The organism is Dyadobacter sp. 676 (assembly GCF_040448675.1).
GTDB lineage: Bacteria > Bacteroidota > Bacteroidia > Cytophagales > Spirosomataceae > Dyadobacter.
The window spans coordinates 4833028-4848636 of the sequence record NZ_CP159289.1 but is presented as its reverse complement, the minus strand read 5'-3'; the positions used below and the strand labels follow the sequence as shown (position 1 = coordinate 4848636).

Here is a 15609-nt window from a genome sequence, read left to right as displayed (position 1 = left end):
CGACATGGAGCCACTGCTTAACTTCTTTTTGATAGATGACAGCGCATTCGACCTGTTCATCTACGAAAAGCTATTGATCAAAAGCGGCATTACAAATTCGGTCAAAACTTTCAATTCGGCGCGCGACGCCCTCAAACACCTCATCGGCCAGGCCGGCAGCCTGCCCGATACCGTTATCCTGCTCGATCTCCAAATGCCCGACATGAACGGCTTCGAATTCATCGACGAGTTCGACAAGCTTCCTGAAAGTATCCGGCAGAAAATCAGGATATTCATGCTTTCATCGACCATCGACACCCGCGACATCGAGAAAGCCCGGGCGAGCCGGCACATCATCGACCTGCTACCCAAACCGCTCGAAATCCCGTTTCTCAAAAAGAAACTGGCTCTTTGACTTTGTAGTATAATTTTTGCTATAAGTTTAAAGTAGCTGGATAAAACTGTAACAATATCGGGTACGCTTCCGGCTACACCAGCCTGGAATCGCCTTAAAGACAAGTTTTTGGCGTATCAGGGCAATAAACAGGCTTCTACAAACTGACTGTCAAGCAAATAAACCGGCAGCCGGGCAGAACCGGACCTCCACAAATTGTCCTATTATGTAACAATCCTGACGACTGTCGCGTCGAGTAATGCGTCGAAGGGTCCTCATTTTCCGAACCTTACTATAAGGTTTCGAATCAATAATATAATTTTTTAAATATTGAAAGGGTTCAGAAAGAGGCAGGTACATCTTTATTGGGTACCCATCGACAACCAGTGTAAACCTTAACACAATGTTTAATGAAAACTGATAGCAAAACCCTGGCCGAGATTTTGAAATTGCACGCACAGTACGTTAAAGAGGTTGAATACAGTGGTATCAAGCCCTTGTCAATGGAGATTTACAAAACAAACTCCCATAATTTTGTACGTTGGATCCAGGACGAATTTCACCCCGGAAAGAAGTTGCGTAAAGAGGCACTTTCCTGATCAGCAAAAAGCACTCATTATACTCAACGTTCTTAACGATGGCTGCCGGTGAATGGGAACACCGGCAGCTTTTTTTATAAAGGGTTGTTTGCTAAATTTGGGTAGATAACGGGCCGTTTGCCCCGCGTAGCACAAACAATAACATGATTTTCACGATTTTCAATCTGCTTAAAGGCCGTTTTTCCAAAGAAGCCTTCCGGGAAGCCAAGTCCAACGAAAAAGCGATCACCCGCCAGGAGGCATTGCAGCAAATGCGCAATATCGCCAGCCGTCGCTCGTCCAAAAAAGACTGACCTCGCGCTCGTCCCGGGCTGCCTAGCAGCCTTGCCCATAGTAGGCGTCTTTACCATGCTTCCTGAAATAATGCTTGTCGATCAGACTTTGCTTGATCGTCGTCGCGGCCGGATTAATCTGCAATGTGAGATAGGCCATTTTCGCGATCTCTTCCAGCACGATTGAATTATAAATGGCTTTGCCCGGGTCTTTTCCCCAGGTAAACGGGCCATGACAGGCTACAAGCACCATTTCCACTTCTTCATAACTCAGATTTTCCTTTGCAAACAGGTTCAGGATCTGGTTTCCGGTTTCCAGTTCGTAGTCGCGCAGGATCATTTCATCGGACATCACTTCCGTTATCGGGATGGACGCCGTAAGATGGTCGGCATGCGTGGTCCCGAGGTTCGGGATAGGCCGGATCGCCTGTGCCCACGCTACGGCATAGGTGGAATGCGTATGGCACACGCCCCCGATCGCCGGGAAGTGTTTGTAAAGCAGCGTATGCGTTTTCGTATCCGATGACGGCCGCATATTCCCCTCCACAATCCTATTGTCGAGGTCCACAACCACGATGTCGTCGGCTTTCAGTCGGTGGTAGGGTACGCCGCTCGGCTTGATGGCTACTACGCCTTCCGCCCGGTCGATACCGCTTACATTTCCAAAGGTTACGATCGCCAGGTCTTCCCCCCGGAATTTCCATATTGGCTTCGTAAACCTGTTCTTTGAGGTATTTATATTTTGACATTCCGGATTATCTGTAATAAGCTTCGCTCCACCGCAGTTCGTTTTTCAGCTGCCGCAGCGTCGTGTTTTTGTCGATTACCACGAGTTCTACGCCTGCCATTTCGGCGAATGTCTCGATGTGCCCTGTGGTGAGGTTCTGGCTGAAAGCGGTATGGTGCGCGCCGCCGGCATAAATCCAGGCCGCACAGCCGGTTTGCATATCCGGCAGCGGTTTCCAGAGTACCCTCGCGACGGGCAGTTTAGGTAACGGCTCTGTTGCCTCGGTCGCTTCCACTTCGTTCACGAGCAAACGGAAGCGGTTGCCCATATCCACCAGCGACACGTTTAAAGCAGGGCCGGCAGGGGCATCGAAAACAAGGCGGACGGGGTCCTCCTTCCCTCCTATGCCGAGCGCGTGGATTTCAACCGACGGTTTGCCTTTCGCGATGCTCGGACAGATTTCAAGCATATGCGAGCCGAGCACAAGGTTGTTGGAAGGGTTGAAATGATAAGTATAGTCCTCCATAAACGAATTGCCGCCCGGCAGGCCGCTGGCCATCACTTTCAATGCGCGAACCATCGCCGAGGTCTTCCAGTCGCCCTCGCCCGCATACCCGTATCCTGCGGCCATCATGCGCTGCGAGCCTATTCCCGGCAGTTGTTTCATGCCGTGGAGATCCTCGAATGTGTTGGTATAACCTTTAAAATTTCCGTCCCTGAGAAAGTACTTCAGGCCCAGCTCGATTTTCGCGGCATCCCGCAGAGCCTGGTGCCGCGAACCGCCCGCTTCCAGGCCGGAAGCCAGCTGGTAAACGTCCTGGTATTCATGGACCAAATCCGAAACTTCCGCATCCGAAACCTGGTCGATAACGGCCACCAGATCGCCTACGGCATAGGTATTGACCGAGAAGCCAAAGGTCATTTCCGCAGCCACCTTATCGCCGTCCGTAACCGCCACTTCGCGCATATTATCCCCGAAACGAACGAATTTCGCCCCTTTCAGGTCATGATGCCCTGCCGCTACCCTGGCCCATTGGCCCAAACCTTCTGCTACCTCCGGCTGCTGCCAATGCCCTACGAGCACTTTACGGCTCAGGCGCATGCGCGTCATCATGAAACCAAACTCCCGGTCGCCATGCGCCGACTGGTTCAGGTTCATGAAATCCATATCGATTTCCGCCCAGGGAATATCGCGGTTGTACTGGGTATGCAGATGAAGCAAAGGCTTCTGCAATATCTGCAAGCCACGGATCCACATCTTAGCCGGTGAGAAAGTATGCATCCATGCCACTATCCCAATGCAACGGGCCGCGCTGTTGGCCTCCTGAATGATGTTATAAATTTCGTCCGGCGTTTTTACAACCGGTTTGAAAACCACCCGCACGGGAACTTGCGGGGCTTGATCGAGGTAACGGGCGATGATCTCCGAATGCTCATCGACCTGGCGTAGTGTTTCGTCGCCGTACAAGTGCTGGCTTCCGGTAACAAACCAGACTTCAAACTGTTTTAAATCAAGCATCAGGTGAATTGTAAATGTGCTTTTTGTAAAAATTCGTTTTCGATATAGTTACCTGCTTCGAGGTATTTCTGATAAAGCTGCCGATACACCGCAGATTGCGCTTCCCTTGGCTGATACACCGCATCGAAACCGGAACTCATCGCTTCCTGAGCTTCCTGCAACGTATCGTGTACGCCAGCCGCTACCGCCGCGAACATCGCGGCGCCCAAGGCACAAGCCTGCTCTGATGCAGCTACCTTAATGGGCATATCGAGCACATCGGCCAGCGTTTGCATTACAAATGCCGATTTTTTAGCTACCCCTCCAATCGCGATAACCTGGTGAATGGGCACGCCTTCGTTCCTGAAACGCTCTACAATAGCCTTGGAGCCGTAGGCAGTTGCTTCCACCAATGCCTTGAATATGCGCGCGCTGTCGCTGGCGAGGTTCAACCCCAGCAGTCCGCCTTTCAACGTGTGTTTTGCGTCCGGTGTGCGGCGACCGTTCAGCCAGTCGACAGCAATAATATCATTGGGCGTAACCGGAAGCCCCGAGGCTTGTTCCGCAAGGTACGGAATCAATTTCCGCGATAGTTCAGCGGCTTCTGCGTCGCCCAGCAGTGCACGCACCGGTTCGATAACGATCCTGGAAAACCAGGCGTAAATATCGCCGAAAGCCGATTGCCCTGCTTCCATACCCAGCATGCCCGGCACGATGGAACCGTCAACCTGCCCGCAAATGCCTTTAATCAGCAAGTGCCCAACCTCCTCATTGGGGGCCACGAGCATATCGCAGGTGGAAGTACCGATCACCTTGCAGAGTGAATACGGCTCGATCAGCGCGCCTACCGCGCCCATATGCGCATCGAATGCGCCTACGCCGATAACCACCTCTTCCGGAATGCGCAGCTTAGCGGCCCATTCTTTTGAAATGGTACCCATTGGCTGGTCGGAGGTTTCGGTTGTAGTGAAAAGACGCTCGCGAAGGCCGTCGAGCAGCGGATCGAGCTCTTTGAAGAACGCATTGGGCGGCAGGCCTTCGAATTCCTGATGCCAGAGCGCCTTGTGGCCCGCGGCGCAGCGGGAGCGTTTTAATGTGAGCGGGTCGGTAATGCCGGTCAGTTCGGCGGAAATCCAGTCGCAATGCTCCACCCACGAGAATGCTTGTCGGCGTACGGCTTCGTCCGCGCGCAGCGTGTGCAGGATTTTGGCCCAAAACCATTCCGACGAATAAATGCCACCCACGTATTTGGTAAAATCGATATCATATCGATGCGCCAGCCTGTTGATCTCCCCGGCCTCCTCATTGGCCGTGTGATCTTTCCAGAGGACAAACATCCCGTTCGGATTATCGGCGAATTCGGGCAGCAGTGCCAGCGGCGTTCCGGCGCGGTCCACGGCTACCGGTGTGGAACCCGTCGTGTCCACCGAAATACCCCGTACATTTTGCCTAACGCCCTCCGGAGCCTGGTCCAATGCGCCACGCACGGCGCTTTCCAGGCTTTCGAGGTAATCAAGCGGATGCTGCCGGAATTGCGAGATGCCCGCATCGCAATACTTGCCCTGTTTCCAGCGCGGATATTCCTCCACGGCCGTCCCTACCTGTGCCCCGGTATCCGCATTGACCACCAATGCCCTCACAGAATCGGTACCGAAGTCGATACCAATGACGTAGTTCTCTTTCATAAATGTCGGTTTAGGATGTTATCAAACCAATTTGACGCATTTATTTAACTTATCACCTAACAAATATAAATAAAATTGCTTTTGGTGTAATATTGACACAATTTAAATTTTGAATGAGTGAATGACCGAATGAGTGAATATTCAGTTATGGTCAAGTATAGCCATGAGTTGTGTGGCATGGAAATAATCATCACCGCCCAAAACAATTCCTGACAAAGCTTGACTATTCACTCATTCACTCATTCAATCAATCATTGGCTCATTAGCTCTTCATCGAATCCGGCATGAAATTCCAGAACGAATGGAATTTTGTCTTGTACCGCTCGGCATCGAGTTTGTAGAGCGTCGCTTTCTTCGTGGCGCTATTGTTGTTTTTCTGGCCGGTGTCGATGAGCAGGCCCGTCGAAAGCAGTTTGCGGCTGAAATTCCGTCTGTCGATGGGAATATTGTAAATGGCTTCGTAAAGTTTCTGGAGTTGCGGGATGGTGAAGCGTTCGGGGAGGAGCTCGAAGCCGATCGGGTGCAGCGCGGCCTTGTATTTGAGGTGTTCGATGGCCCGGAGCACCATTTGTTCGTGGTCGAAGATGAGTTTCGGGCGTGCATCGAGGGTGATCCAGGACGCATTGTGGCTCTTGACGGCCTCCGAATCGTGGTCGTCGATTTTGATCAACGCAAAGAAAACAACCGAAACGGTGCGCTCCCCCGGGTCACGGTCGGCCTTGCCAAAAGTTTCGAGCTGTTCCACATAAATGTCTTTCAGGCCCGTGAGATTGTACAGGATACGCGCCGCGCCATTGTCAAGGTCCTCGTCAGCATTCAGAAAGCCGCCCATCAGCGACCATTTGCCCTTTTCCGGCTCGAAGTTCCTCTTAATCAGCAACAGTTTGATGTCCTTGCCGTCAAAACCGAAAATAATACAGTCGATAGCCACGAGGATCCGGGTGGCCTGGGGATAGTTATTCATTAATGTGGTCTCGTAGAGGCATTGTCTTTCAATGCAATAATTCAACTACTAGTTACAAAATATTTTCGCGGACAATCCGGGAAAATGTTAAGTTTATATTAAGAAAGTAAAAAAAAGAACGAGATTACTTAATCTGTCTAAAGAGTTAAGTCACAAATTTAAGTACGAATTTTGTACCGCTTCGCAGCGAAATAATCAGATTATTAAAAGGCTATCTTCATGATGAACAACTTTTACGCCACCTGTTCCGATGAAAATATCCTTGCGCTGATCAGTGAACAGGACGATGAGCTGGCCTTCGCGGAACTGTACGACCGTTACTTCAAAACCCTCTTCAACTACGCTTACTCCAAAGTCAACGACCGGTTCACCGCGCAGGAAATCGTGCAGGAGCTTTTTGTGAATATCTGGCAGCATCGTCGGCAAAACCGGGTGGAATGCGGGCGGTCGTTTCTGTTTACAATTGCTAAACGGCTGATAATATCTTTCTACCGGAAGGAATACACCCGCCAGCACCACTACGGACAATGGAAGATCCAGCGCAGCGAAGTTTCCGAGTTCGCCGACCAGCCTACCCTCGCCTCCGACCTGCAAAACCGGTACGAAAAAGGGCTCCATTTACTGTCGCCCAAGTGCCACGAAGTTTTCGTCATGAGCCGCCAGGGATTTTCGAACCGGCAAATCGGCGAGCAGCTGGGCATTTCCGAAAAGACTGTCGAACAGCACATCACCAAGGCCCTGCGTATTCTCAAAGCGCATTTAAAGGAGCATATGACCTGCGCTCTGATCCTTTTTTCTTCTTTTTAAAAAAAAATTCAAAAACGACTAAGGGTCTCCTCTCCGGCGCGCGACTTCCGGGATGACAACATCCCAGATCCCATGAAGCCGAACGGCATACCGCCCGAATTACTCGAAAAATACCTGTCCGGTGAATGCACCGACGCGGAAAAAGAACTCGTCGAAGCCTGGTATGCGTCGCTCCAGGGCGAGCCGCGTTATCTGGATCATTTGCCGGATGCGGAACAGGACGAATTACGGCATGAAACATTCGGGAATATCCGGCGGGAGCTGAATTTGACGGAAGAGCGGCCGGTGCGCCGGTTACCGTGGCACTGGCTGGCGGGAATAGCGGCCTCTATACTCGTTACGCTGGGTATTTTCCTCGCGGGAAACCTGAAAACAATGCGATTGCCCGAGGTTACCGTCAAGGGTCAGAAATCCGATCCGCCGAAAGCGTTGCCGGTAACCACTTTTGAAAATACCGGCAAACAGATTGTCCGGCACCGGCTTCCCGATGGCAGCGTCGTGAGCATGCATCCGAAATCCACCATCAAGTATCGTACCGCATTTGCCGACAACAAACGGTTTGTGATGTTTTCGGGAGAAGGTTTTTTTGATGTAAAAAAAGACAAAACACGTCCGTTCAACATCGCCAGCGGCGACATGGTCATCCGAGTGCTGGGTACGAGCTTCAATGTAAAAGCGATAGAAAGCCAGAAAAAATTCCAGGTGGATGTCGTGACAGGCAGTGTTCAGGTGACCGCGGCGGGCAAGGCGTTCGACAGGCAGGAAGTGGTTCTGAAACCGCAGCAGCAGGCTTTATTCGAACTCGATTCCAAAAAACTGACCTATAAAACATTACCTCCGCAAACGAGAAAAGAGCTTTACGAGCCCGTAACCATCGTATTTGAGGAAACGCCGCTGAGCAAGGTGATCGAACAGCTCGAAAAACGCTTCAACGTGTCGATCGCGCTTACAAATCCCGGCCTGGCCAGATGCGGCCTTACCGCCAACTTCGAGTCGCAGGCTTTCCCCGCTATTCTGGAAATTCTCTGTACCTCGCTCGAAGTAACCTACACTATTTCAGACAATAACATCACCATCAACGGAGAACCCTGTGAATAACGAACATACCCACCCATGAACTTATGAAAAACCCGTCCGTACCGCCGTGAAAAAGGCCGGAAGTGTACCACCACTACCCGGCCCCGAAATGCCATCCTTTTTCTTCGTACCACCGTTTCAAAAGGATGTTTTTATCCAATAGTGCCTAACCATCAGACAATCAAAATTATGCAAAAAACAGTACGTAACAAGCCGGTCGACTGGCGAAAAATTATGCGCATTGGACTGCTTCAATGGATTCTTGCCGTCTCGCTTGCAGCCGGCAGTTATGCGAAGGAAACTGCGGCCCAGTCTGTGCTGAGCAAGGACCTTACGCTCACGCTCCGCAATGTTTCGCTCAAACAGGCCCTGAACGAGATCCAGGCCCGTGCCAACACCCGCTTTGTTTACAGCAGCCGGGTCTCCGTCAAGGAAAACGTCACGATCGAGGTAAAAAACCAGAAACTTTCCAAAGTGCTGGACCAGCTGCTGGCTCCTCGCGGTATCAATTACAAACTGATCGACAACCAGATCGTGCTCGCCAAGACGCGCGTCAGCCGCGAAGAGTCGGTGATCCCCGAGCTGGAAGAAAAGTTACAGCAATATGTGCTGCCTACCGAAATCCGGGTGCGCGGAACGGTGTCTTCGTCCGACGGGCAGGGTACCCTACCGGGTGTCAGCATTGTCGTGAAGGGAACCTCGCAGGGTACCACTACGGACAGCGAGGGAAAGTACGAAATCACGGTTCCTAATGTGGAATCGGCATTGGTTTTCAGCTATGTAGGTTATATTTCACAGGAAATCGTGGTGGGGACCCACACCGCAATCAATGTGACCTTGCAGGCCGACAACAAGGCATTGTCCGAACTCGTGGTGGTGGGTTACGGAACGCAGAAACGCGTGAACCTCACGGGAGCGGTTTCACAGGTACAGGCAAAAGACCTGGAAAACCGGCCTTTGAACAATATGTCTCAGATCCTGCAAGGGATGGTGCCCAACCTGAACATCACATTCAGCACCGGCCAGCCGGGTAAAGGCGGCGCACTGAATGTGCGCGGCGAAACGTCCATCAGCGGCAGCGCACCTCCGCTGGTCCTTATCGACGGTATCCCGGGCGACCTCAACCGCATCAACCCGGGCGATGTGGAGTCGGTTTCCGTTTTGAAAGACGCCGCCGCTTCGGCGATTTATGGTGCCCGCGGCGCGTTCGGGGTAATTCTCGTAACTACCAAATCAGCGAAGAACGGTAAGACCTCCGTTTCCTACAGCAATAACTTCGGCTGGTCGAAACCTACCATCCACACCAACTTCATGACCAACGGTTATGAATATGTCAGGATCAATGACGAAGCATTCACCCGCGCAACGGGTAACAGCTACACCCGCTATTCCGAGGAAGATTACAAGGAAATCGAGGCGCGTCGTTTCGATAAAACCGAAAATCCGGCCCGTCCGTGGGTAGTGGTAAAAAATGTGAATGGAAAGGACATTTACAACTACTACGGTAACTACGACTGGTGGAACACGATCTTCGACATGAAGCAGCCTTCGCAACAGCACAACCTGAACCTCTCGGGGGGGTACCGACAAGGTAAATTACTTTTTGTCGGGTTCGCTGTTTTCGAAAGATGGCATCATGCGCATCAATACCGACAATTTCAAGTCGTACACCCTGCGCAGTAAAATCAATGCGCAGCTCACGCCCTGGCTGAAAGTAAGCAACAATACCCAGTACTTCGATTCGAGATACAAATATCCGGGCCTGGAAGGCGGCGCCAACTCCAACTTCGTAGCCATTACCGTGCATGCATTGCCCATTTACGCGCCGCGTAACCCCGACGGCACGCCTACTTACAATACGCTGAAAAACAATTACTCGATCGGCGACGGCTTGTTTGCCAATCTCCTTAAAGGCGTTGCGGGTGGCGAACAGAGAGTGCACGAACTTACGACAATTAACACGGTGGAACTGAGCCTGGCCAAAAACTGGAACCTGACCGCGAACCATTCGTATTCATTCTATATTACCGACGACTGGTACCGTTCCGCTGTTGCCACCTATTCCATTCAGCCGGGCATCATGACCACCGTTCCGAACTACAATACCGATCAGTTGAAAAAAACATTCTGGTTCGACCCTCAGAACGTAGTGAACGTGTTTTCATCTTACAACCATACTTTCGGCAAGCATTACGTGAGCGCAATGGCGGGTATCAACTACGAAACGCGCAAACATCAGGTACTGGCGGGTTCCAGGAAAAACCTGCTTTCCGAAAGTCTCAACGACCTGAACCTCGGTACCGGCGAACAGCTCGTGAATGGCGGCGCCTATGAGTATGAGCTCTTCGGAGCGTTTTTCCGCGCGAACTACGATTACCTGGGTAAATACCTGCTGGAAGTGAATGGCCGCCTGGACGGAACTTCGCGCTTTGGCAGCGGCCGCCGCAATGGCTTCTTCCCCTCGGTGTCGGCCGGATGGCGCATCAGCGAAGAAAACTTTTTCGAATCGGCACGCAATGCGGTCAACAACCTGAAAATCCGTGCTTCATACGGAACGTTGGGCAACCAGCTGCCTCCGAAATTCAACGACAACCCCGCATCGTCGAGCTTCTACCCTTACATCCCGATGATGCCCACCGCGCAGTCAAGCTGGATCACCAACGGCCAGAAATTGCAATATGTGAGCAGCCCGGCGCCTATTTCGGCAGGACTCACCTGGGAATCCGCGACGACCTCGAACATCGGTCTGGACGCGACGTTGCTGAAAAACCGTCTGAATATCTCCTTCGACGGCTACATCCGCAATACCACGGGCATCCTGGTACCGGGGCAGGTGCTGCCGTCGGTTTACGGAGCTACGGTGCCTACCCAGAATGCGGGTAACATCCGGACCAAAGGTTTCGAGCTAACCCTCGGCTGGGCCGATCGCTTCAACATAGGCGGCAGGCCATTCTCCTACAATGTGTCCTTTGTCGTGTCGGATTCGAAATCGAAGGTTACCAAATACGACAACCCTAACAAGACGCTGTCGAACCCGTACATTGGCCAGGTAATCGGTGAAATGTGGGGTTACCAGATCGACGGCATGTTCCAGAGCAACGAGGAAGCCCAGGCATACAAGGTGGATCAGACCATCGTGAACAAACAACGACTGAGCGCGCCGGGCGACTGGAGCAAATTGCAGGCCGGAGACCTGAAATTCGCCGACCTTAACGGCGACGGCAAGATCGACCAGGGGGCGAACACATTGGGCGACCACGGCGACCTGAAAAAGATCGGGAATAACCGCGCACGCTACCGGTACGGGATCAATATCGGCGCATCCTGGAACGGCTTCGACTTTTCGGCGCTGGCGCAGGGTATTCTCCGGAAAAACTGGTATCCGGGCAACAATGCCGACAAATTCTGGGGCCCCTATTCACGTCCTTATTACTCGTTTATTCCCGAAGATTTCGGCAAGGATATCTGGACGCCTGAAAACCCGAATGCGTACTTCCCTGTATTGCGGGGTTACACGGCCCTCAACGCGGGCGGCGACCTGAACGCGGCCAACGACCGCTACATTCAGAATGTGGGTTACCTGCGCCTGAAAAATGTCGTGATCGGCTACACCGTTCCCGAGAAAATCAGCAAAATGGTCCGCATTCCCAGAGCCCGTATTTACATCAGCGGTGAAAACCTGCTGACTTACACACCGCTCCGCTCGAAATATATCGATCCCGAAGCATTCGACGGCGACGCAACCAACGGGCGTACATACCCTATGTCGAAAACCATTTCAGCCGGTTTAAACATCACATTCTAAAAGGCATCCATACCGATGAAAAAAATACTTAGCATTATAGCCATAGCCGCAGGTCTTACAGCCTGTGACCTGGAACAGCTTCCGCAGGACGCGATTTCGCCGGAGACATTCTTCAATACTGAGAACGACCTCCTGCTGTACACCAACTCCTTCTACAATGCATTGCCCGGCGCCGAGGACGTGTACAACGAGGACGTCGATAATATTGTTAAAACCAGCTTGCGCGACGAGTTACAGGGAACCCGCGTGGTACCGGCTACCGAAACCGACGCGAATGGCTGGCGTTGGACCGATTTGCGCAATATCAACTACTTCCTGGCAAACTCGGGTAAATGCCCCGATAAAAAGGCCGTCGCCAAATACAATGGCCTTGCCCGCTTCTTCCGCGCTTATTTTTATTTCAAAAAGGTGAAGCGCTTCGGCGATGTGCCCTGGTATTCGACCACCATCGAACTGGAAGATCAGGAGTTGCTCACCAAGGCCCGCGACCCGCGCACGCTTGTAATGGACTCCGTCATGGCGGACATCGACTACGCGATCGCCAATCTCGATGCCAGCCGTCAGGTAAACACCGTCACGAAATGGACCGCGTTGGCACTCAAATCGCGCATGGCATTGTATGAAGGTACTTTCCGCAAATACCACCCGGAATTTAACCTGCCCGATGCCGACAAATTCCTCGATGCATGTATTTCCGCTTCGGAAGAGCTGATGAAAAACAGCGGTTACACCATCTACAAGGCCACGCCGTCCACAGCTTACCTGAAACTTTTCTCGGCCGACAATGCGATTGCCGATGAAATCATCCTGGCGCGCGATTTCAGCGACGAATTGCAGGTTTATCATAACCTCAACTATTACACGATGACGGCTTCATATGGCCGCCCGGGTCTGGAAAAGAAGCTGGTGAACAGCTACCTGATGGCCGACGGCTCGCGGTTTACCGACAAGAAAGGTTACGAAACCATGCAGTTCTTCGAAGAAGTCCAGAACCGCGATCCCCGCCTTACGCAGACCATCCGCACGCCGGGATATACGCGCATCGGCGAAACGGCCCAGCTCGTGCCGGAATTCGGCGCCACCGTAACGGGTTACCAGCTGATCAAATTCGTATCGGCTCCGAAGTGGGATACTTTCAATAAGGACATTACCGACATGCCGATCTTCCGCTATGCCGAAGTGCTGCTGAACTATGCCGAGGCCAAAGCCGAAAAAGGCACGCTGACCCAGGCAGACCTCGACATTTCGACCAAGCTCACCCGCGACCGCGTGGGAATGCCGAACATCAATATGGAACAGGCCAACGCAAACCCAGATCCGTACCAGGCCGCGCAATACACACAGATCAGTGGTAAAAACCTGGGCGTGATCCTCGAAATCCGCCGGGAACGCCGCATCGAGCTGGTGATGGAAAACTATTTCCGCTGGGACGATATTATCCGCTGGAAAGAAGGACAGGCTTTGACGAAGCAATTCAAAGGCATGTATTTCCCTGGACCGGGCCAATACGACCTCGATAAGAGCGGAACGATCGACGTGGTGATTTACGAGGGCACGAAACCCGACATCAAAGGTGCTCAGTTGCTGAAACTGGGCAGCGACATCGTGCTTGAAAATGGCGTAAAAGGCGGCAACATTGTCGTCAATGGCCATATTACCAAGAAATTCATCGAGAACCGGGATTACCTTTACCCTATTGCCAAGCAGGAGCGCCTGTTGAACCCCAACCTGACACAAAACCCTAACTGGGAATAATGCCTTGTCCGACTATTCCTAACCCTTAATTTCTATGCTTTCAGACAGAAGGTCGTTTTTGGAGAAAATGTCCCGGATCGGGACACTGAGTTTGTTGCCCCTCGCCGGTTCGCAGGCAGCCCGTGCGGCCGAAGCTTCGCCCATCGCCGAGGAGAAAAACCATTTCGTAGCCGGCCCTTATTTACAGAATATGGGCCCCAACGAGGTCACGATCATGTGGATCACCCACAAGAACTGTTTCAGTTGGGTCGAATACGGTGCGGGTACTTATACCAGCAAGCGCGAGTTTGGCTACAACAACGGACTTATTGAGGCGAACAACCGGATCAACAAGATCACGCTGACCAACCTGACACCCGGTACCGAGCACAAGTACAAGATCGTGTCCACCGAAGTACTGGGTTACAAAGGTTCCAAAGTAGAATTCGGTGAAACGATTTCCAGCCCGATGTATGGTTTCAAAACCTGGGGCCAGAGTGAGGACGAGTTCAAAATGGTAGTGTTCAACGACATCCACGACCGCCCCCAGATCATCCCCCAGCTTTTGTACCGCCATGGTTATACGGGTAATACCAAAGATTACGATTTCGTGGTCTTCAACGGCGATTGCTTCGACTGGGTGACCGAAGAGCAGCAAATGGTCGATCACCTGATCAAGCCGTCGGTCGATATTTTCGCGACGGAGTTCCCCTTTCTGCTCACGCAAGGCAACCACGAATGCCGCGGGAGCTTCTCGCGGCACATTCCCGGGTATTACGCTTATCCCGATAACAAATATTACTTCGCATTCACCCGCGGGCCGGTCCGGTTTGTGGTGCTGGATTCAGGAGAGGACAAAACGGACGACAGTGTGGAGTACGGCGGTTTATCGGCATTCGACCGTTACCGCGAGGTGCAGAAGAAATGGCTTGAAAAGGAAATAGAATCGCCGGAATTCAAAAAAGCCGATTTCCGGGTGGTATTGATCCACATTTCACCTTACCATTCCGGCGACTGGCATGGCACGATGCATTGCCGCGCTTTGTTCGGGCCGGTTTTGAACCGGGCTAAAATCGACCTTCAGATTTCCGGGCACACGCACCGTTACATGACGCACGAGCCCGACGCCGACCATAACTGGCCGATCGTCATCGGCGGCGGCCCGCTGGAAGGCAAACGAACGCTCATCAAGCTCCATGCGACCCGTAAGCACCTGGACCTGAAGATGATCCGTGACGACGGCGAGCTCGTCGGCAAATTCCTGATTCCGAAGAAAAACAAGTGACCCGTTCGGACGGCAGCAAGTCGGCAGATTTGCTGCCGTTTTTTGGATAAAATATTATCCCAACGTTAAATAAACCGGCCCCGCCTACCCCCGATTTTTGCCAATTGATAAAAATGGTACATTTGCTTTTGCACGTAACCCATTTTCAGTGGAACAGGACCCGGTACTTTGGCAGAAGTTCAGGGAAGGCGACCCGCTTGCCTTCGAACAACTCCTGCGCAGTTATTACCGGCCATTGTTCGATTACGGCAGGCGCTTCGTCACCGATCGCGATCAGTTGAAAGACATTGTCCACGACCTCTTCCTGCATTTGTGGGAACGCCGGGCGTTTCTGGGCAAAACCGATCAGATCAAGCCTTACCTGCTCACCAGCCTCCGTAACCGGATCTTTAAAGACAGCGGCAAGTCCGGGATTTTCCTGACGATGGAACACGCGCCGGAGGATTTCCATGAAACGGCCAACTCCATCGAAAGCGAACTTATCCTCACCGAGTCCGCGGCCGAAAAATTGTCCCGCATCCGGCACATTATCCGGTCGCTTACACCCCGGCAACAGGAGATCATCCATTTAAAATTTTACCAGGACCTTCCCAACGAACGCATTGCGGAAATCCTCAATATTTCGCGCCCGGCGACAGCCAATCTGCTGTACGAGAGCCTGAAAATGTTCCGCGAGAAATGGCTTTTGCTTGCGGGGCTGCTGCTCCTTTTCCTCGTGGAAGGGCATTAATCAATTTTTTCGAAAATTTTCCCGCATTCTTCCATGATCCTGACGGTCGTACG

General features: G+C 52.2%; 13 protein-coding genes and 1 pseudogene. 10 read left to right on the top strand and 4 right to left on the bottom strand.

All coding sequences use genetic code 11. From position 1 onward, the window contains the following. The first annotated feature begins 4 nt into the window (after positions 1-4). The 3 genes from ABV298_RS21660 (at position 5) to ABV298_RS21650 (ending at position 1265) form a co-directional block, all read left to right on the top strand. Positions 5-394 (top strand): response regulator, encoded by a 390-nt coding sequence (locus ABV298_RS21660; RefSeq protein ID WP_353718247.1) that lies wholly within the window; start codon positions 5-7, stop codon positions 392-394. Positions 395-783: 389 nt separating this feature from the next. Beyond that, positions 784-972 (top strand): hypothetical protein, encoded by a 189-nt coding sequence (locus tag ABV298_RS21655; protein WP_353718246.1) that lies wholly within the window; start codon positions 784-786, stop codon positions 970-972. Between the two features lie 143 nt (positions 973-1115). Continuing rightward, positions 1116-1265 carry a hypothetical protein gene (locus ABV298_RS21650; protein WP_353718245.1) on the top strand — a complete coding sequence of 50 codons (150 nt, stop codon included), beginning with the start codon at positions 1116-1118 and terminating at the stop codon, positions 1263-1265. A gap of 22 nt (positions 1266-1287) precedes the next feature. Here the strand turns inward: ABV298_RS21650 and ABV298_RS21645 are convergent. The 4 genes and pseudogenes from ABV298_RS21645 to ABV298_RS21630 all read right to left on the bottom strand — a co-directional run bounded on the left by ABV298_RS21645 (position 1288) and on the right by ABV298_RS21630 (position 6118). Next, positions 1288-1993: pseudogene (locus ABV298_RS21645) on the bottom strand (L-ribulose-5-phosphate 4-epimerase). A 6-nt stretch (positions 1994-1999) separates the two neighbouring features. Then, positions 2000-3490: an L-arabinose isomerase gene (gene araA, locus ABV298_RS21640; RefSeq protein WP_353718244.1), complete on the bottom strand. Its 1491-nt coding sequence runs from the start codon at positions 3488-3490 to the stop codon at positions 2000-2002. Then, positions 3490-5154 (bottom strand): ribulokinase, encoded by a 1665-nt coding sequence (locus tag ABV298_RS21635; protein WP_353718243.1) that lies wholly within the window; start codon positions 5152-5154, stop codon positions 3490-3492. Before ABV298_RS21635 ends, araA begins: the two co-directional genes overlap by 1 nt. A gap of 262 nt (positions 5155-5416) precedes the next feature. Continuing rightward, positions 5417-6118: an NUDIX domain-containing protein gene (locus ABV298_RS21630; protein ID WP_353718242.1), complete on the bottom strand. Its 702-nt coding sequence runs from the start codon at positions 6116-6118 to the stop codon at positions 5417-5419. Between the two features lie 219 nt (positions 6119-6337). Between ABV298_RS21630 and ABV298_RS21625 the strand changes: the two genes are divergently transcribed. The 7 genes from ABV298_RS21625 (at position 6338) to ABV298_RS21595 (ending at position 15556) form a co-directional block, all read left to right on the top strand. Beyond that, on the top strand, positions 6338-6925 hold the full coding sequence (locus tag ABV298_RS21625) for a sigma-70 family RNA polymerase sigma factor (RefSeq protein ID WP_353718241.1): 588 nt from the start codon (positions 6338-6340) through the stop codon (positions 6923-6925). Positions 6926-6997: 72 nt separating this feature from the next. Continuing rightward, on the top strand, positions 6998-8023 hold the full coding sequence (locus tag ABV298_RS21620) for a FecR domain-containing protein (RefSeq protein ID WP_353718240.1): 1026 nt from the start codon (positions 6998-7000) through the stop codon (positions 8021-8023). A 168-nt stretch (positions 8024-8191) separates the two neighbouring features. Further along, on the top strand, positions 8192-9685 hold the full coding sequence (locus ABV298_RS21615) for a TonB-dependent receptor plug domain-containing protein (RefSeq protein ID WP_353718239.1): 1494 nt from the start codon (positions 8192-8194) through the stop codon (positions 9683-9685). Further along, on the top strand, positions 9606-11807 hold the full coding sequence (locus tag ABV298_RS21610; RefSeq protein WP_353718238.1) for a SusC/RagA family TonB-linked outer membrane protein: 2202 nt from the start codon (positions 9606-9608) through the stop codon (positions 11805-11807). The genes ABV298_RS21615 and ABV298_RS21610 overlap by 80 nt, the downstream gene beginning before the upstream one ends. Before the next feature lie 15 nt (positions 11808-11822). Continuing rightward, positions 11823-13562 carry a RagB/SusD family nutrient uptake outer membrane protein gene (locus ABV298_RS21605; protein WP_353718237.1) on the top strand — a complete coding sequence of 580 codons (1740 nt, stop codon included), beginning with the start codon at positions 11823-11825 and terminating at the stop codon, positions 13560-13562. A gap of 34 nt (positions 13563-13596) precedes the next feature. Then, positions 13597-14826 carry a metallophosphoesterase family protein gene (locus ABV298_RS21600; RefSeq protein ID WP_353718236.1) on the top strand — a complete coding sequence of 410 codons (1230 nt, stop codon included), beginning with the start codon at positions 13597-13599 and terminating at the stop codon, positions 14824-14826. Positions 14827-14974: 148 nt separating this feature from the next. Continuing rightward, complete coding sequence (locus ABV298_RS21595; protein WP_353718235.1) at positions 14975-15556, top strand: sigma-70 family RNA polymerase sigma factor; 582 nt, start codon at positions 14975-14977, stop codon at positions 15554-15556. The last annotated feature ends 53 nt before the right edge of the window (positions 15557-15609 follow it).

Coding starts and splice junctions, on each gene's coding strand:
- ABV298_RS21600 (WP_353718236.1), top strand. CDS start 13,597: ATGCTTTCAGACAGAAGGTCGTTTTTGGAGAAAATGTCCCGGATCGGG.
- araA (WP_353718244.1), bottom strand. CDS start 3,490: ATGCTTGATTTAAAACAGTTTGAAGTCTGGTTTGTTACCGGAAGCCAG.
- ABV298_RS21625 (WP_353718241.1), top strand. CDS start 6,338: ATGATGAACAACTTTTACGCCACCTGTTCCGATGAAAATATCCTTGCG.
- ABV298_RS21620 (WP_353718240.1), top strand. CDS start 6,998: ATGAAGCCGAACGGCATACCGCCCGAATTACTCGAAAAATACCTGTCC.
- ABV298_RS21660 (WP_353718247.1), top strand. CDS start 5: ATGGAGCCACTGCTTAACTTCTTTTTGATAGATGACAGCGCATTCGAC.
- ABV298_RS21630 (WP_353718242.1), bottom strand. CDS start 6,118: ATGAATAACTATCCCCAGGCCACCCGGATCCTCGTGGCTATCGACTGT.
- ABV298_RS21655 (WP_353718246.1), top strand. CDS start 784: ATGAAAACTGATAGCAAAACCCTGGCCGAGATTTTGAAATTGCACGCA.
- ABV298_RS21650 (WP_353718245.1), top strand. CDS start 1,116: ATGATTTTCACGATTTTCAATCTGCTTAAAGGCCGTTTTTCCAAAGAA.
- ABV298_RS21615 (WP_353718239.1), top strand. CDS start 8,192: ATGCAAAAAACAGTACGTAACAAGCCGGTCGACTGGCGAAAAATTATG.
- ABV298_RS21605 (WP_353718237.1), top strand. CDS start 11,823: ATGAAAAAAATACTTAGCATTATAGCCATAGCCGCAGGTCTTACAGCC.
- ABV298_RS21635 (WP_353718243.1), bottom strand. CDS start 5,154: ATGAAAGAGAACTACGTCATTGGTATCGACTTCGGTACCGATTCTGTG.